Raw genomic sequence first — 17163 nt, forward strand, 5'->3', positions numbered from 1 at the left:
AAGCTAAGAAAAATTTAAATGCGATTTTTTTAACTTGTCCATTAAATCAGCATCTTAAGTTATCAATATTTGTGCATTATACTTTTTACCTGACATACCCCTATCCGCTTATCTTTGTTTTATGGCTGAAGACGTTGTAAAAGAGAAAGCAAAACGTGCAAAAAAAAAGACAGTGGAAGAATCCGCAGACGAAGGTGTGCCCGCACCATTGATTGATGCGGAAACTGTGCAAACCGGAGTCGGTTTGTTTTTTCTGTTTATTGCCGTATTATTGTTTGTAGCATTCTGTTCCTATCTGTTCACCTGGAAAGATGACCAGGATAAAGTGTTGAACTTCTCCTGGAAAATTATTTTCAGCAAGGAGGTCCTGGTACAGAACAGCATGGGCAGAATCGGTGCTTTATTAGCCCATATATTTTACTTCGATTTATTCGGAATTGCATCCTTCTTTTTGCCTTATCTGTTTTTTACCATAGGTGTTAATCTTACCTTTAAAGAGAAAATATTTAAACCTGTCAAAATATTTTTCACCTCTCTTTTCTGGATCGTCTTTATATCTACGCTGGCATCATTTATTTTCCCGAATGCGTCTTTCCCTTTCGGCGGCGGATTAGGTGTCAATAATTACGAATGGCTTTCCACCTTAATGGGCAGGCTGGGGTTAGGAATTTTACTTGGTATCATCGGTTTTACGTTTTTAGGCTTCAATTTAAAAGACGCATATCAGAAATTCAATTCCTGGAAACAGCAATGGGAAGAACGCAGAAAAGAAATGGCCTTACATAGAAACGCTGATGATTCGGTCGATGAATTTTACAAGGAAGATGATTTGATAAATGAAGATGGATATGAAATGGAAAGTATCCTTCCGGAAGCAACCGAAAATCCGACTCCGCATTTTGAAGATGAGACCTTTGAAATCCTGAGTGAAGAGCAGCCGGTGCATGAGCCGGAAGGCATAAAGATGGAACTGATAGAAAAAGAAACGGAGGAAGTTGAATTGGAGCAGCCGGTAATGCAGCCAACACCAAAAAAAGAAAAATTCACACTGGACCCCGACTTTGAAATTGAAGAAGTACAGGCTTTCGGCACTATTGATGAAAACCTCGGTGTACCAAAGGATAAAGAACATTTTGGCCTGGATACAAATTTTGACCCTAGACTGGAATTATCCAAATACAAATTCCCATCCATCGATTTACTGGAAGAGCATGGCAGCGGACAGATAGAAATCAACAAGGAAGAATTAGAGCAAAATAAAAATCAAATCGTTCAAACCTTATTGAATTATAACATCGGCATCGAAAAAATAAAAGCGACGGTTGGCCCTACCGTCACCCTATATGAAATTGTACCTGAAAAAGGTGTCCGGATTTCTAAAATTAAAAATCTGGAAGACGATATCGCGCTGAGTCTGGCGGCATTAGGCATCCGTATCATTGCTCCGATACCCGGCAGAGGCACCATTGGCATTGAAGTACCCAACGTAAAGAAAAGCGTCGTTTCCATGCGTTCACTCATAGCCGGTGAAAAGTTTAAAAAATCAGACGCAGAACTTCCCATAGCATTGGGTAAAACCATTTCCAACGAGGATTTTGTCATTGATCTGGCAAAAATGCCGCACTTGCTGATGGCTGGCGCAACCGGCCAGGGGAAATCTGTCGGATTAAATGCCATTCTTGTCTCATTACTGTATAAGAAACATCCAGCAGAATTAAAATTCGTATTGGTGGACCCTAAAAAGGTGGAACTCACGCTGTACAAATTAATTGAAAACCATTATCTTGCCAAACTGCCGAATGAGACGGATGCCATCATTACCGATAATAAAAAAGTAATCTATACCCTGAATGCCTTGTGCATAGAAATGGATACCCGTTATGAGCTGTTAAAGACGGCGCACGTCCGTCATATCAAAGAATACAATCAGAAGTTTTTAAACCGGCAACTGAACCCGAACAATGGCCACCGCTTTTTGCCCTACATCGTGCTGGTAGTGGATGAATTTGCCGATTTGATGATGACCGCCGGCAAAGAGGTGGAAGCACCTATCGCCCGTCTGGCACAGTTAGCCCGTGCCATCGGCATCCATCTAGTGATCGCCACGCAGCGCCCTTCCGTCAACATCATCACCGGAACGATAAAAGCGAACTTTCCGGGCCGGATAGCCTTTAAGGTAACGGCAAAAGTAGATTCCAGGACCATTCTGGATGCCGGAGGAGCAGACCAGCTTATTGGCCGCGGTGATATGCTGCTATCTCAAAGCGGGGAAATCACCCGATTGCAGTGTCCGTTCGTAGATACACCGGAAGTGGAGCATATTGCCAAATTCATAGGTGACCAGAAAGGATTTCCAACGCCTTATGAATTACCGGAATACATAGACCCTAAAGAGGCCGCCAATGGCGACCGTGCATTAGATATGGGTGAACGGGATGAATTGTTTGAGGAGGCGGCAAGGCTAATCGTCAGAAATCAGATAGGCTCTACGTCCCTGATTCAACGAAAATTAGCTTTAGGTTATGCCCGTTCGGGCAGACTCATGGACCAGCTGGAAAATGCCGGCATCGTTGGTCCGAACCTCGGCAGCAAAGCCAGAGAGGTTTATATCAAAACCGAAGAAGAATTGGAACGGATTTTGCAGGATATTGCCTGAAAACTAAAATGGGACAGATTGAAATAGCAAAAATCTATTACATTTGTGGCTGTTAACGTTTTCATACATTGATAAAGCGCGTAACAAAATCAGCATGATTCAACTTTTTTCAATTTTTACTTTTTTATTGTCCCTACTCGGTTTTCAGACGGGTGATAAACAACTGAATGACCCGAAAGCAAAAGTATTGCTGGATGCCGTCAGTAAAACCTACAGAAGTTTTTCATCCATTGAAGCGGAAATAGCATTAACGACGACCAACCCAGCTCAGAATAAAACAACCACACAAAACGGATATGTTTACCTGAAAGGTGAAAAATACAAAATGGTCATGGGAAAACAGGAAGTGTTTTGCGACAAACAGAGCGTCTGGACCTATCTGAAAGATATCAATGAAGTTCAGATCAATGATTATGAGGCAAACAAAGAAGATATCACCCCTTCCAATATGTTTACCATTTATCAGAATGACTTCAATTATATGATGAATGGAGAGGAAGTCATTGACAAAACAAACTGTTCCGTTGTTGACCTTATGCCTAAAGATAAAAGCAAGCCGTTTTTTAAAGTTCGCATCTGGATTGACAAAAATGCAAAATACATAAAGCGGATGAAAGTGTTCGATAAGAACGGGACACATTACATATATCAGGTCACCTCTTTTAACTCTAAAGCGAATTTAGAAGACAGTATCTTTAAATTTGACGCAGGCAAACACCCGGGAGTTCATATTGAAGACTTAAGAATGTAGTACTGATTCTCTTATCTGCTTGTACTAACTTATGAAACTTTCTAACAGCATTTACAAATAAACTGCATGAAAAAAAACGTAGCTCACTTAGGCGGAATTTTTATCTACTCTGAAAATGCAAAAGCATTGGCAGAGTGGTATACTGAACAGTTGGGAATACCATTTGAATCAACAGATACCTGCCAGGCCTATTACACTTCTTATCATTATCCGGATAATGAAACAGGTAAAAAACATTACACGGCATTCTCTATTTTACAAAGCAAACATCGCCCACAACTTGAATTCCATGCCTTTTGCCTGAATCTGAGAGTTTATAACCTGGGGGAATTACATGCATCCCTCCAATCCAAAAATATTGCAATCAAAGCTATCGAATCGTATCCGGAAGGGAAATTTTCACAACTGACTGACCCGGAAAACAATCTGATAGAATTGTGGGAAGACACAGCAGTCTGATGTCATATAGTAAACATTTCAAAGCCTTCTAAAATAAGAATACCCTTTTCAAATACCCGATTCAAAATTATTTTTTTTATTTTTAGTTCGTTGTATTTCTAATCATTAAACTTTCAGCCATTTGGTTTGTTCTGACAAAAAATAAAAGACATGAGATTAGCTTTCTTTTTAATCGTATCCATTCTGTTTATCCACGAGTCCATAGCTTCTGCCGAAGAAAGCTGGAAACTGGAAAAAGACAAGGATGGCATAAAGGTGTGGACCAGAAAGACACCCAACTCCCAGTTAAAAGAATATAAAGTATCCACTGTTATTAATACCACACCGGAAAAGCTGATTACTTTCTTCAAAAATGTACCTCAATACGATAAATGGATGTTCAAGGCGGTACCCGGCAGTTCAAAAATCCTGAAAAAAATCAACGATAATGATTTTTACACCTACCTCATCATTTCTGCTCCCCTTATAAAAAGCAGAGAGTCCATCTCTCATATGATCTTCAAAGAGCCTGATTCGAAAGGCAATATCATGATTAACTTTGAGGCGGCACCCAATCTGATACCATTGAACCAAAACTATGTAAGGATTCCCATGATGAAGGCTTATTTTAAAATCGATCCTCTGGAAAATGGAAAAGTACAGCTGACACATCAGGCTTTCAGTTCTGCGGGAGGTACACTTCCGGAATTTCTTGTAAACATGGGTGCTGTGGATGCTCCGTTTTATATGTTTACAAGAATAAAGGAAATCATTCAGTGACATTCTTTTATTTCAAACCCCAGCCTTCTCCAATCATTCCAAAACACCGGGTAAGATTTTGTCACCACCTCAGGTTCTTCAATGAATAATTCCCCCAACACAAGAGCCAGTGGTGCAAAAGCCATAGCCATTCGGTGATCATCGTATGTTAAAATTGTCGATGGTTGACGGTTGACGGCCGATGGTTGACTTATCATTAATTGCCAGTTATTATCATCCACTTCAACCAATGAACCTAATCCTGATTTTTGCAATTCCGAATCCAGTGCTGCAATCCTGTCCGTTTCTTTTATTCGCAATGTTTGCAAACCTTTGCAATGCAGTTCAACTCCAAGGCCTGCACAGAAGGTAATCACTGTTTGTGCCAAATCCGGGCATTCCAAAAAATCAAAAGAATAGCTCTTCAATGCCGGTTTAGAGACTTTTCTAAGCAGCACCTGATGTTCTGTATAGATTGTCTCTATTCCAAAATCAGCTGCAATAGTAGCGATGACACTATCACCCTGGATCTGTTGGGAGGTAAGCCCGTCCAGTATTATCTCAGCCTCCTGAGCCAATATGGCTAAGGAATAGAAATAGGAGGCGGCACTCCAGTCTCCCTCTACAAAAAACGGCCTATCCTGATAGATACCGCTTTTGACATAAATCCTCTTGTCGTCAAATACTGTTTGTATGCCGAAATACTCCATCATCCTCAAGGTCATTTTGATATATGGAACGGAAACAATCGTACCGGTTAATTCCAATTCCAGGCCTTCTTCCAGCGTCGGAGCAATTAACAGTAAAGCGGTTATATATTGGGACGAGGTATCCGCCGGTAAGGTAATCCTGCCCCCTTTTAATTTTTGCCCTTTAATGCGTAATGGCGGAAGTCCTTCGTTGGTTTCATATGTAATATCGGCTCCTAATTGCCGCAAAACATCCACCAGGATTTTTACGGGACGCTGTCGCATACGTTCGCTGCCAGTCAGCACGACCTCTCTGCTTTGCTGTGTTGCCAGCAAAGCTGTCAGAAACCGGAAAGTGGTACCGCCGGCACCTGCATCCAGCACGGTATCTTTCGATTCCAGTATTCGCTGTAAAAAAACGGTATCATCCGCATTGGACAAATTATCCATTTTTATCGGATGATTGCACAACGCATTAATAATCAGCAAACGGTTACTGATACTTTTAGAGCCATTTAACCGAATGGAACCCTTAATAAAACCGGTGGCAGGCTTTTTTATACTATACAACAAAGACATGATGCAATAGTACGAAGAATAATGAAAATACTAAAAACAACCATGTTGTATATTTTATCTTTTGTCACTTTTTGATGGCAAAAAGTAACCAAAAACCATTTTCATTGTACTAAGGCAATTTGATTCTCCTTTCAATCGAAATCAAGCGCAGATAAAATCAGCACAAATGCTGAAAGCCATGCTTCGCTAATTTTACAGCATTGCTTCGTACAATAAAAACAAACCCGGTAGTTGGAAACAATGCAAATCAATTTAGACTTTAGAGTCTACAGATTAATTCTCTTTGACATGAAATTTATCTTTGTTCTTTATCCACAGCAGGGCAATGGCTGCAACTAATACTATTGGGATACAAAGCATATATTCTATACCGTCATTAATGCTCTTTGCATATTGGGATGTCTGCACAGATCCTTTACACATGGCACATTGAGCTTGGGAAAGAAGCGAAACCCACACAAGTATTGTTGTAAAGAAGAATGGTATATATTTCCTGATTTGCATTATACAAAGTTAATAAGAAACTACAGATACATGGTTAAGTTATTATTTTATTTAAATCTTAATACCGAATTAAGTTTTACGCAGAGTCCACAATGTGAGACTCTGGTGGGAAGGGAGAAAATGAGCACCGTCATTCCGAATGGAGATAGGAATCCCGAATTGTATTTAGAAAGACCGGATTAGCAAGTGTTTTGCTTGTTCGTGATTTCTCTCCGTCGGCTGGCGGTTCGAAATGACGTGAAACGAATCGTGCCACGGTTACCGTGACGCGATGTTATATAAGTCCCCTTTAGGGGATTTAGGGGTAAATAAATCAAATATTAAAATAATTAATCCCTGACACAACGGACGGAATAGCCATACGCCTTATTGTAGTTGTTTCTGTAAGCATCTGAACTACTGTAACTCAGACTGCGGTACCATGCATTGTTCGTAAAGTTCTCCGTAGAAGACCAAAAGATACCGTAGTACCCAATGACGTCGAATGTACCATTGTAGTACCGGTAACCCGCAGGAAGACCTGCAAAGCCGCTGGTGTTGGTATTGGTTATACCTGCATGAGGTGTCCATAAAGTGGTGCTTTTCATCTTATCCCCTGCTACAGATTCACCTCCTAAATGAGTGGTTAGTGTTGTCCATTCTGCATCGGTAGGTACATGCCAGCCCGCAGGGGCTAATTTCCCCGTGTTTACTGCATACCGTATAGCTTGCCGTAAGTCGTGTTGTTTGCTGCATTGTTATCATAAATGGCATATGCTCCGCTGGTAGTGGCTTCCCATGCTGCATCACTTAAACCTGTTGGTATGGCTGTCCATCATTGTACTTGCTGGTTTTTAAGTTTTCTTGCATCCAGCATTGTCCTCCTATACTTATTGTATTATATACATTTCCATCAATATCTGTAATGGTATCTCCACACTCAAATTGGGGTGTGGTGGTTTTTTTACAGGAAAAAATAATTATTGCAAGTGCAAAAATGATGAGGAATTTAACTTTCGTTTTTATAGTGTTTGTTTTTATGGTTAACTAATAAAATGTTTATCGATTACTTTTTTATATGAATACAAAAAAAGCTATAAAAAATCGGAAAGAGGCTGACTTGTAAGGAAATTCGCTTATTGTTAGTTGTACGCATGAATCTGAACAATCACAAAACCAATATACAAAAAAATGGATAGGGTACCAAATTTTCAAGATATTTTATTTCAAAATAATGGCAATAAACATTAGTTTTAGAATACCGTATTATTATGTGTTAATAATAAGGTGATATCATCAGATACACGATTACACCTGTAATACTCACATACCACCAGATTGGAAATGTAATGCGTGCTATCTTTTTATGTGTATAAAATTCTGCTGTCAACGCACGATAAGCGGTAAGTAATATGAATGGCAAAATAATTCCTGCTAAAAAAATATGAGTGATTAAAATGAAGTAATAAAAATATTTTATGCTGCCTGCATCTTTTGGAAATGATGTGGATGAAGTAAGTAAATGATGTAATATATAACTTACTAAAAAAAGTGATGATAAAACAATCGCGGCGAACATCACGCGCTTGTGAGAAACATATTTTTTGTTTTTTGCAAAATAAATACCCAATGGCAATAAAACGGCTACCGTAAAATTAATGCATGCGTTTAACTTTGCAAAAAGGTGCGGATTGAAGCCTAAATCAATATCTACTTTTATTCTGGACAATGCTGTGATGGCTAAAAAGATTACAAAAGAAAATACACCGATAATCCAAATTGCTTTTTTATCATTTTTGACAAGCACCGGTTTGAAAATATCTTTATTATCCATTGTTTTAATTAAGATGTAAAAGTGTTTCGTGAGACACGAAACATGGTTTTGCATGTTCGTAAAATCAAAAGATTGCTTCGTTCCTCGCAATGACGTAAAGCGAAGAACCATCATTGAGAACGCAGTGAAGCAATCTCTTAATTCAAGATACCATCGCTTCGCCTCGCAATGACAATACTATTGACTTTTAGTCTTCTTCCACTTGGGGTCATCCTTTTTCATCGGGACGATATAACTGACCAGCAACATCTGAATGTCCTTAATCATCTGTTCAACGGCTGCTTTATCCGTTCCGTCGTAATAACCGCGAATCCTGCGTTCTTTATCTATCAGCACAAATTTTTGTTCATGTATAAAGTCTGCCGGACCGCCGTCGCCCTGCAAGGCAGTGACAAAATATCCGTTTCTCGCTTGTTTGTAAAGTTCTTTTTTGTCACCGGTAAGCAAACGCCACATCCTTGAATTGACCTCATTTTCAACAGCATAATTAAATATTTGTTTAACGGAGTCTGTTTCAGGGTCAACTGTATGGGAAAGTATCAGTACATCCTTATCCGTTATAAATTTATCCTGAACAAGTTGCAGGTTTCCTGTCATATCAATACAAATACTCTTACAGGTAGTAAAAAAGAAATCGACCACAGTAACTTTACCATCCATAAAGGCTTCTGTGATGGTGTCACCGTTTTGGTCCAAGAAGGAGAAAGGAGGCACCCTGAAGTAGGCAGTATCAATGATATCCTTTCCTTTATAATTTTTAGATTTAAACGCCTCTTTCGGACCATAAATAGGCAAACACTTATCTGTTTCCAGCGTAGGCCTGTGATGATTCAGGTAATTAAAAAACAGAAAAAATACGATTGGAAATAACGCAATTACAATTATAGCCGTAATAAATCCAATCCTCCTGTTGTTTTTCAAATGAAATTTATTTAGGATAATTCAAGACATTCCAATAATGCCCTTCTGTTGCAAAAGCAATAATTGCCCAAACCAGGAACACCAACGGAACTCCCAAAGACAGCATAAATGCGCGTTTCTCATATTTCAGGTGCATGAATTCACCTACAATGAAGAAAGCTTTTGCCAAACTGGCCAATACATAGAATGTATTCATTATAATCTTAGGTAAATGTGGGCCTAAAATCAATGCGACAGCCACTTCCACCACAGTTACTATACTTAATATTGCTGTAGCTCTCCATACGGCTTTTACACCCGACTGATACTGTTCTTCTGTTAAATGACTAGACATATCTTAATTTTAAACTTTTACAATATTACATTAAATAGAATGCTAAGAATACGAACACCCAGACCAAGTCTACAAAGTGCCAGTACAAGCCAACTTTTTCAATCATTTCATAATGGCCTCTTCTCTGAAACGTACCGTTTGCAGTAGCAAAAAATGCCCAGCAATTAATACACACCCCTGTAAACACGTGAAATCCGTGAAATCCTGTAATGCCGAAAAATAACGCCCCGAAAGCAATCGGCCCGGGGGAAACAGCCATGTGTTCTTCCACCAAATGTGTTATACCATTAGCATCCGGTCCGAATGGATTATAATACGGACGCAGCCCTTCTCCGATTAAGTGTGTCCATTCCCAGGCCTGACAACCCAAGAAAATGGCTCCTCCTAAAATTCCACCAAGCATCCAGAGCATTACACCTTTTTGATTCATTCTATGCCCTTCCTGCACTGCACGTACCACCGCCACAGAACTCAGAATCAGTACAAATGTCATAACACTGACGAATGCCAACGGCGCATTGGCATGTCCTAATCCCGGGAAAGATTTAAAAACTAGATTCGGATTCGGCCACCAGGGCTGAGCCAGCCGGATAGATGCATAAGCAATCAGGAATGCTGAAAAAGTAAATGCATCTGACAGCAGAAAATACCACATCATGGTCTTGCCATAACTGATATTCATAGCTGTTTTTTCACCACCTTCCCCATTATCAGGCGTCGGCAACAAATCGGTGTGATGTTCTTCTGATATTTCTAAAACTTCTGCCATTACAGTATTATTTTATCTACTTTAAATTCAAGGTTAAAAAGAAGTATAAATACACCCAAAGTATCCCCATGAAATGCCAGAATAAAGTTAGCAAATCGGTACGTATTTTGAGTATTCCTTTTTCGGATGTTTCAATCTTACTTAATATTTCATTACTATTTGTTCTCCTGAGTGAAATTACAGCGTGAAAAAATGCAATAATCAAGAATAACAATCCCACCGCCACATGTAATGCATGAATAAATGTTATCACCAGAAAATAGGGGCCTGCAGGATTGGGATTGAACGATAAATAAACACCTGCATCGTTTAACTGCTGCCAACCTTGTACCTGAAAATAGCAAAAAAAACCACCCAATATCAACGTAAAAAACAACCCGGTAGCGGTCATTAATTTATGCTGCTTCTTATTAGCCATATGGGCAGCCTGCAAAAACACACTGCTTAATAAAATTAATACGGTTGACACCTTAAATATTTCAGGAATACTGAATGATGTCCAGGCACCTCCCCCTCCTTTACGAACTAAAAAAGCGCTTGTAAAACCTGCAAAAATCATCGAGGTGGTAATGATGAACAACCACATCGTGAAGCGGTGTGCACCCTGATTGTTCGTATTATATTTTACCGTTGATGCCATAATCAGATTTTATCTAAGACGAACGCAATAAATACGACCGGAATATAAATGAATGATGCAAACATCAGCTTTTTTGCACTTTTGTCGGACAAATCGGTAGCCAGTTGTATGCCGTTTACCAAAAAGTATAACCCTGCTATCAAACTTACCGCCATTGAAATTTTACCGGTCAATCCTAAAAAGTAGGGAAGCAAACCTACAGCAATTAAACAAAACAGGTAAGGTATATTCTGCAATGCAGTGGTTCTGGTCTTTCCTTCTGTACTGGGCAGTAACTGATATCCCCCTTTGGCATAATCATCATTTAACAGCCATGCAATCGACCAGAAATGTGGAATCTGCCAAAAAAACTGGATGGCAAACAATGCAATTCCGCCTGAGCCAATATTTCCGGTTGCTGCCGTCCAACCAATGAGTAAGGGCATAGAACCCGGTATAGCCCCGATGAATACGGCTGCCGGACTTATTTTTTTGAAAGGGGTATAGATAAATGCATACGATATTAAAGCTAATGCACCCAGCAACCCGCTGATAGGATTAAACACAACACCTAACAAACCTATTCCTGTTACACCACATATACCCGCTATTAAACAAGCCTCCATTACTTTCATTCTTCCGGCGGGTAACGGACGGTTATGGGTCCTGTCCATCAGTTTATCGATATCTTTTTCAATGATTTGATTGATTGTGTTGGAAGAAGCGGTCACTAAAAAACCACCCATCGAGAGGAATAGAATATTCAACCAGTCTATAGAAAATGTTTGCAGCGCCAGAACATACGCCATAACAGCAGAAAACACCACTAAAAAAGATAAGCGGAATTTTGTCAACTCCATAACATCTTTCACCTTTAAAGAAAGTATCTTACCAATTGACGGCACATCTGTATATATTCTTTCCGTTTTCACTTTCGAGCAGCCAATTTTTGATTAATGATGAATAATATCCTTCTTTTCTTCTTCAGTCAATGGTACTGTCTGAGGTATAAAATCAACATCGCTGTCCGGATTTCTGCTGTAATCATAAGGCCATCGATATACGGTTGGCAGTTCTCCCTCCCAGTTTCCATGAATCCCTTCAATAGGCGAAGTCCACTCCAATGTATTTGCCTGCCATGGATTTTGTGTAGATTTTCTGCCTCTGTAAATACTCCACACAAAATTTATGAGAAAAATAAACTGTCCTAAAAATACAATCACGGAGACAACGCTGATGATCTTATTCAAGTCGCCATACTGAGCGAATGCTTCAATCTCGTTAAATGAATAATACCTTCTTGGAACTCCTGCAAGGCCGATAAAGTGCATAGGCCAAAAAATAAGGTACGATCCTATGAATGTTATTGCAAAGTGAATGTAAGCCAGGGTTTCATTCATCATTCTGCCGAACATTCTTGGGAACCAGTGGTAAACACCGGCAAACATACCGAAGAATGCCGCTATACCCATTACGATGTGGAAGTGAGCCACTACAAAATATGTATCGTGTAACTGAATATCAATGGTAGAATTACCTAACCATATACCTGTCAAACCACCTGATATGAACATAGATATAAAACCAACGGCGAACATGGATGGTGGTGTGATTCTGATATTACCCCGCCATAAAGTAGTAAGCCAGTTAAAAACTTTAACCGCAGAAGGAATAGCAATCAACAGCGTAAAGAGGGTAAAAACAGACCCTAAAAAAGGATTCATGCCGGAAAGATACATATGATGCGCCCATACGATGAACCCTAAGACGGTAATTCCTAAAATAGAGAAAATCATCGCTTTATAGCCAAATATCGGTTTACGGGAATGAACTGCCAGGATTTCAGAAACCATCCCCATGGCAGGCAATATGATTATATAAACTTCGGGGTGTCCGAGGAACCAGAATAAATGCTGGAATAGAATGGGAGAACCGCCGGCATAGGGCAATGCTTTTCCACCTATGACGATGTTAGATAAGTAAAAACTCGTACCTAATCCTCTGTCAAAAATCAACAAGACCACACACGAAACCAATACCGGGAAAGACAATACACCTATGATTGCTGTAAAAAACAATGCCCATACCGTCAATGGCAACCGGAACATGGTCATACCCTTGGTACGCATGTTCAATACGGTTGAAATATAATTTAATCCTCCCAGTAAAGTGGAGACAACAAATAAGACCATGGAAATCAACCAGAATGTCATACCATTACCGGATCCGGGTGATGTTTGCGGTAATGCACTCAACGGCGGATAGATCGTCCATCCGGCAGATGCGGCCCCGGTTGGAAGGAAAAGGGAAGCAAACATGATAACTCCTGCTATAAAGAAAAACCAGAATGATAAAGCATTCATTAAAGGAGAGGCCATATCCCTGGCACCGATTTGCAATGGAATTAACACATTCGCAAATGTACCGCTCAAACTTGCCGTTAACACAAAAAACACCATAATGGTGCCATGCATGGTTATCAGCGCATAATAGGCTTCCGGGTTTAATTTTCCATCTGTAAACCAGGCAGCAAAAACTTTTTCCAGAATAGGAAATGTTTCATCGGGCCAGCCTAACTGTACACGAAACAGCACTGACATTCCACCGCCTATTATTGCCCATAACATGCCTAAGGTCAGAAACTGTTTCCCGATGGTTTTATGGTCTAAGCTGAAAATATATTTTGATATAAATGTTTCCGTATGGTGATGTCCGCCTCCATGTCCCTGATTATGCGCATGAACATTTGATTCCGGATGTATAACTGATGTCGCTTCCATATTCTTGGCTTTAGTTAAGAGTATTGTGTTTATTATTATTTTTTAATGATTTCAGCAGTGACAGGAGCCGCCTCTTTATTCCCCTGAGCAGCACTTTCCATTGCAGGTTTCACGACAGTGGTATAATATGATTTTTGTTCTCTGAACCATTTGTCAAATTCTTCCTGAGTAACCACCCTGACCGTTTTCTTCATGTTATAATGACCTGAACCGCATAACTTGTTACAAGCAAGAACATATTCAAAATTCGGATTTTTTGTTTCTTTTTTCATTTCTTCAGTAGTGACCGTAGGCCTGAACCACAAATGGGTAGGAACTCCCGGAACGGCAGACATCATTAACCGGAAGTGAGGTAACCAAAAATTATGAATTACATCCAGGGCACCGATATTTATTGACACAGGTTTATTCACCGGTAAAACGATTTCATCTGCTAAAAAATCATCATGGCTGGCAGCATCATTCCAGTTAATGCCCAGCTCGTTGTCGGGATTAACCAACGTAAAATCCCTTTTACCTAAAGTATGATCTGCCCCGGAATACCGAATCGACCAAGCATATTGTTTACCGGTTGCTTCAATCAACACTGCATCTTTAGGAGCCGGAGAGAAAATCTTAAACCATTTCTGAATACCAAATCCGATTAAAAATGTCAGCACGATGGCAGGAACAATTGTCCATGCCACTTCCAGTTTATTATTATCTGCAAAGAAGAAAGCTTTCCTTCCTTTTCTGTAATGATATTTATATACAAACCAAAATAAAAGCGCCTGTGTAATAACAAAAACAATACCGGTTAAAAGCAATGTCACATTCATCAAGTCGTTTATCCAAACACCCTGCTCGGATGCAGGCTTGGGTAACAAAGTGGGGGCATAAACGAAACAGGTTACTAAAGAGTAAAGGAGAACGCCAAATCCGATTACAGATGTAAACAAGGCTCCGTTTCCAAAAGATTCCTCTTGTTCATCACCCGAACGCAATGATTTGATTAAATCGGAAGCCTTGCTTATTTGTACAATTACGATGTACAACAACACTAACGTTAATAAGCCTAATATAATTGACATGTCTTGCTAAATTTAAATATGATGGTGATAACTTTCATTTACATAAGGGTGTGTGGTAGATGCCAAATCTTTTACTTTAGACAGAAAAGTTAAGGTAACAAATATAAATACACTCCCGATCATAAATAATAATCCTAAACTAATTAAACCGAACCCGCCTTTGGGCAGTATCATAGGGCAATTCATCAGGAAGAACCATGCAAACTGACCCAAAATGATGATAAAAGCAGTCACAATCGTTATGTTCTTGCTTCTTTTTGAATTACGTGTCATTAAGATAAAGAACGGCAACACAAAGTTAAAGACAATGGCAAGGTGAAACAGGATACCGTAGTTATCTGCATTTCTTCTAAGTCTGAAAAATTCTGTTTCTTCCGGAATATTCGCATACCAGATCAGCATATACTGTGAAAAGAACGTATACATCCAGAATACGCTGATAGCAAACATGAGTTTAGCGACGTCATGCAAATGGTTTTCATTTACATTCGGTAAATAGCCCTGTCCTTTCAGGTAATGAATCAGCAGTATTAAAACGGAGAACATGGAAACGGCAGCTCCTGCCATTGTATTCCAGGTGAACATGGTACTGTACCAGTGCGGCTGAATGGACATTGACCAGAACCAGGTGGCAAATGTGTTAATAACAAATGCGATGATAACAATAGTGACAGCGGCAATCATCCGGCTGTTGGAAAATAATTTCAGAGAGGGAGCGGTATCCAGTTTGGTGAGCGTTTTCCACCAGTATAATACCATCCCTATACAGCTTCCTGCAATAATAACAAAGAATATCCAAAAAGTTTTCATGTTTAAGAAATCCTGTTTGGAAGCCAGCAGTTCGTCATAACGGGCATCTTTCGGGTTAAATAAATAGTCGTGAGACCATTCAAAAATATCATGATTAAAAAAGGCAAACATGACCAGCAGCAGACCTAAAAAAAGGATGACATTCATTGCAATGGCTAAAGGAATCTTTTGTATCTGTATCTGCCATCCGCCCCAGGCCAGATTGGTGCCGGCTAAGAAAAACATGGCCGCCAATGCAATATAAAACCCAAAGTAGAAAACATTGTATGTATTCATCAGAATGGTTTTGCTGAGTGTTACAGCTTCACCGTGGTGTGCTTCAGCACCTGCCGCAGCCTTTGCAGTTTCATGCGATACGGCAGCTGTCTCATGCTTTGCCGCCTCATGGCTGACAGTTGAACTGTTACCCTCAAAAAACAATATCCCCAGCAACAACAGTAAAGCGCCAATGCCGAAGGAGAGGAATAGTTTTTTCTTTGTGCTCGAATCAAAAACGTATGTATTCATTGCGAGTTTCTGTTTAATTTATTATTTAGTTATGGTTGAATCCGTTTGAGTAACTGATGCTGTCGGCTGTGCAGTACCCTGTAAACTTTTTACATATGCCAGTACCAGCCACCTTTCTCTGTGGTTTAACTGGGATGCATAAGAACCCATTAAATTACGTCCATATATCAAGGAATGATATCTCTGTCCATCCGGTTTGGACAGCAACGGTTCCATCAGGTAGGACGGCGGTGGCGGAAATTTATTTATCTGAACCAAATGCCCCTGTCCGTCACCTTTATCGCCATGGCAAACAGCGCAATTAACGGTATAAAGATGTTTCCCGGATTCCTGAATCTCGTCATTTGTAAAGATGAATGGGTTGGTGATGGCCGTAGCGGCTTTTACATATTCAGTATCCGAAAGGGGATAAATATATTTACCTCTGGCAATACTTCCTTCCGGTGCCAGTTGATTGGTTTTTCCGTCTTTGTATATCGGATTGACCGAACCAGCTTCATATGCTATCGGATGAGCCATATCCCATAAATATTCTCTTCCCGGTTTCTTCGAATTACGTATGCAGGATGACAATCCAAGCACTAAAACGATTAATATGATTTGATACTTCTTGAACATGATTTATACTTCTTTTTGATAAACTTCAATGGCACCTTCTTTTTTCAATAACTCGGAAACAGCACTGATATAATCAGCCCCCTTAGTATTGTCTAATTCAAATGTCAATGCAAATAAATGATCGGTAGTTCTTTCATCAACAATCCTTGGTTTCTTGCCCGGCCATAATTTGCACAGATAGTAAAAAGAAACCGTCATGCCAATGGCTGAAAATAGTACCGTATGCTCAAAAACAATCGGCACGTATGCCAATAAACCCCAATAAGGCTTACCACCGAAATCCGTCGGATAGTTAAATTTATTGATAAAGGTTATCATACTTAATGCTACCGTCAGACCGGTTGCACCGAATAAAAACCCCGCCGTGTGTATACGGGTAGGTTCTAATCCCATGGCATGTTCTAAACCATGCACCGGGAAAGGTGTAAACGCATCCGTAATTTCATAACCTGCTTTGCGAACGTCTTTTACTGCATGCAGCAGCGTATCATCGTCGTCAAACATTCCTACCAGATATTTTTTTGTATCGCTCATATTATTGCTGAT

17 protein-coding genes are annotated in these 17163 nt (G+C 39.8%); 4 read left to right on the top strand and 13 right to left on the bottom strand.

Going from position 1 to position 17163, the window contains the following annotated elements; genetic code table 11:
• Positions 1 to 121: 121 nt before the first annotated feature.
• From IPM95_04500 to IPM95_04515, 4 genes are all read left to right on the top strand, one after another.
• Complete coding sequence (locus IPM95_04500; GenBank protein ID MBK9328574.1) at positions 122 to 2656, top strand: DNA translocase FtsK 4TM domain-containing protein; 2535 nt, start codon at positions 122 to 124, stop codon at positions 2654 to 2656.
• Positions 2657 to 2750: 94 nt separating this feature from the next.
• Positions 2751 to 3407: an outer membrane lipoprotein carrier protein LolA gene (locus tag IPM95_04505; GenBank protein MBK9328575.1), complete on the top strand. Its 657-nt coding sequence runs from the start codon at positions 2751 to 2753 to the stop codon at positions 3405 to 3407.
• 66 nt (positions 3408 to 3473) lie between these two features.
• The gene (locus tag IPM95_04510) at positions 3474 to 3866 is read left to right on the top strand and encodes a hypothetical protein (GenBank protein ID MBK9328576.1); all 393 of its coding nucleotides are present in this window, start codon (positions 3474 to 3476) and stop codon (positions 3864 to 3866) included.
• A 150-nt stretch (positions 3867 to 4016) separates the two neighbouring features.
• A complete protein-coding gene (locus IPM95_04515) occupies positions 4017 to 4625 on the top strand; it encodes a hypothetical protein (protein MBK9328577.1) in 609 nt (202 codons plus the stop codon).
• Here IPM95_04515 and IPM95_04520 read toward each other — a convergent pair.
• The 13 genes from IPM95_04520 to IPM95_04580 all read right to left on the bottom strand — a co-directional run bounded on the left by IPM95_04520 (position 4619) and on the right by IPM95_04580 (position 17151).
• Positions 4619 to 5872 (bottom strand): 3-phosphoshikimate 1-carboxyvinyltransferase, encoded by a 1254-nt coding sequence (locus IPM95_04520; GenBank protein ID MBK9328578.1) that lies wholly within the window; start codon positions 5870 to 5872, stop codon positions 4619 to 4621. The genes IPM95_04515 and IPM95_04520 overlap by 7 nt on opposite strands.
• 833 nt (positions 5873 to 6705) lie before the next feature.
• Positions 6706 to 7080, bottom strand: coding sequence for a fibrobacter succinogenes major paralogous domain-containing protein (locus IPM95_04525; GenBank protein ID MBK9328579.1), 375 nt, complete (start codon positions 7078 to 7080; stop codon positions 6706 to 6708).
• Between the two features lie 551 nt (positions 7081 to 7631).
• Positions 7632 to 8189 carry a DUF420 domain-containing protein gene (locus IPM95_04530; protein ID MBK9328580.1) on the bottom strand — a complete coding sequence of 186 codons (558 nt, stop codon included), beginning with the start codon at positions 8187 to 8189 and terminating at the stop codon, positions 7632 to 7634.
• Between the two features lie 177 nt (positions 8190 to 8366).
• Positions 8367 to 9110 carry an SCO family protein gene (locus IPM95_04535; protein MBK9328581.1) on the bottom strand — a complete coding sequence of 248 codons (744 nt, stop codon included), beginning with the start codon at positions 9108 to 9110 and terminating at the stop codon, positions 8367 to 8369.
• A 7-nt stretch (positions 9111 to 9117) separates the two neighbouring features.
• Positions 9118 to 9444 (bottom strand): cytochrome C oxidase subunit IV family protein, encoded by a 327-nt coding sequence (locus IPM95_04540; GenBank protein MBK9328582.1) that lies wholly within the window; start codon positions 9442 to 9444, stop codon positions 9118 to 9120.
• 25 nt (positions 9445 to 9469) lie between these two features.
• Positions 9470 to 10099 carry a cytochrome c oxidase subunit 3 gene (locus tag IPM95_04545; protein ID MBK9328583.1) on the bottom strand — a complete coding sequence of 210 codons (630 nt, stop codon included), beginning with the start codon at positions 10097 to 10099 and terminating at the stop codon, positions 9470 to 9472.
• A 130-nt stretch (positions 10100 to 10229) separates the two neighbouring features.
• Positions 10230 to 10853, bottom strand: coding sequence for a hypothetical protein (locus IPM95_04550; protein MBK9328584.1), 624 nt, complete (start codon positions 10851 to 10853; stop codon positions 10230 to 10232).
• A 2-nt stretch (positions 10854 to 10855) separates the two neighbouring features.
• Positions 10856 to 11692 (bottom strand): protoheme IX farnesyltransferase, encoded by an 837-nt coding sequence (gene cyoE, locus IPM95_04555; protein ID MBK9328585.1) that lies wholly within the window; start codon positions 11690 to 11692, stop codon positions 10856 to 10858.
• A gap of 93 nt (positions 11693 to 11785) precedes the next feature.
• On the bottom strand, positions 11786 to 13612 hold the full coding sequence (locus IPM95_04560) for a cbb3-type cytochrome c oxidase subunit I (protein ID MBK9328586.1): 1827 nt from the start codon (positions 13610 to 13612) through the stop codon (positions 11786 to 11788).
• A gap of 35 nt (positions 13613 to 13647) precedes the next feature.
• Entirely contained in the window at positions 13648 to 14682 is a 1035-nt protein-coding gene (locus IPM95_04565; GenBank protein ID MBK9328587.1) for a cytochrome c oxidase subunit II, read from the bottom strand.
• Between the two features lie 12 nt (positions 14683 to 14694).
• Positions 14695 to 15999, bottom strand: coding sequence for a hypothetical protein (locus IPM95_04570; GenBank protein MBK9328588.1), 1305 nt, complete (start codon positions 15997 to 15999; stop codon positions 14695 to 14697).
• Between the two features lie 21 nt (positions 16000 to 16020).
• Entirely contained in the window at positions 16021 to 16617 is a 597-nt protein-coding gene (locus IPM95_04575; protein MBK9328589.1) for a cytochrome c, read from the bottom strand.
• A 3-nt stretch (positions 16618 to 16620) separates the two neighbouring features.
• Positions 16621 to 17151: a DUF3341 domain-containing protein gene (locus IPM95_04580; protein ID MBK9328590.1), complete on the bottom strand. Its 531-nt coding sequence runs from the start codon at positions 17149 to 17151 to the stop codon at positions 16621 to 16623.
• Between the last annotated feature and the right edge of the window lie 12 nt (positions 17152 to 17163).

It is taken from the genome of Sphingobacteriales bacterium, assembly GCA_016719635.1.
Taxonomy (GTDB): domain Bacteria; phylum Bacteroidota; class Bacteroidia; order Chitinophagales; family JADIYW01; genus JADJSS01.

Excerpts from the sequence above, each read along its gene's own strand:
- IPM95_04570 (MBK9328588.1), bottom strand. The coding sequence starts at position 15,999 with ATGAATACATACGTTTTTGATTCGAGCACAAAGAAAAAACTATTCCTC.
- IPM95_04500 (MBK9328574.1), top strand. The coding sequence starts at position 122 with ATGGCTGAAGACGTTGTAAAAGAGAAAGCAAAACGTGCAAAAAAAAAG.
- IPM95_04560 (MBK9328586.1), bottom strand. The coding sequence starts at position 13,612 with ATGGAAGCGACATCAGTTATACATCCGGAATCAAATGTTCATGCGCAT.
- IPM95_04575 (MBK9328589.1), bottom strand. The coding sequence starts at position 16,617 with ATGTTCAAGAAGTATCAAATCATATTAATCGTTTTAGTGCTTGGATTG.
- IPM95_04565 (MBK9328587.1), bottom strand. The coding sequence starts at position 14,682 with ATGTCAATTATATTAGGCTTATTAACGTTAGTGTTGTTGTACATCGTA.
- IPM95_04545 (MBK9328583.1), bottom strand. The coding sequence starts at position 10,099 with ATGTGGTATTTTCTGCTGTCAGATGCATTTACTTTTTCAGCATTCCTG.
- IPM95_04510 (MBK9328576.1), top strand. The coding sequence starts at position 3,474 with ATGAAAAAAAACGTAGCTCACTTAGGCGGAATTTTTATCTACTCTGAA.
- IPM95_04505 (MBK9328575.1), top strand. The coding sequence starts at position 2,751 with ATGATTCAACTTTTTTCAATTTTTACTTTTTTATTGTCCCTACTCGGT.
- IPM95_04515 (MBK9328577.1), top strand. The coding sequence starts at position 4,017 with ATGAGATTAGCTTTCTTTTTAATCGTATCCATTCTGTTTATCCACGAG.
- IPM95_04520 (MBK9328578.1), bottom strand. The coding sequence starts at position 5,872 with ATGTCTTTGTTGTATAGTATAAAAAAGCCTGCCACCGGTTTTATTAAG.
- cyoE (MBK9328585.1), bottom strand. The coding sequence starts at position 11,692 with ATGGAGTTGACAAAATTCCGCTTATCTTTTTTAGTGGTGTTTTCTGCT.
- IPM95_04530 (MBK9328580.1), bottom strand. The coding sequence starts at position 8,189 with ATGGATAATAAAGATATTTTCAAACCGGTGCTTGTCAAAAATGATAAA.
- IPM95_04580 (MBK9328590.1), bottom strand. The coding sequence starts at position 17,151 with ATGAGCGATACAAAAAAATATCTGGTAGGAATGTTTGACGACGATGAT.
- IPM95_04550 (MBK9328584.1), bottom strand. The coding sequence starts at position 10,853 with ATGGCATCAACGGTAAAATATAATACGAACAATCAGGGTGCACACCGC.
- IPM95_04540 (MBK9328582.1), bottom strand. The coding sequence starts at position 9,444 with ATGTCTAGTCATTTAACAGAAGAACAGTATCAGTCGGGTGTAAAAGCC.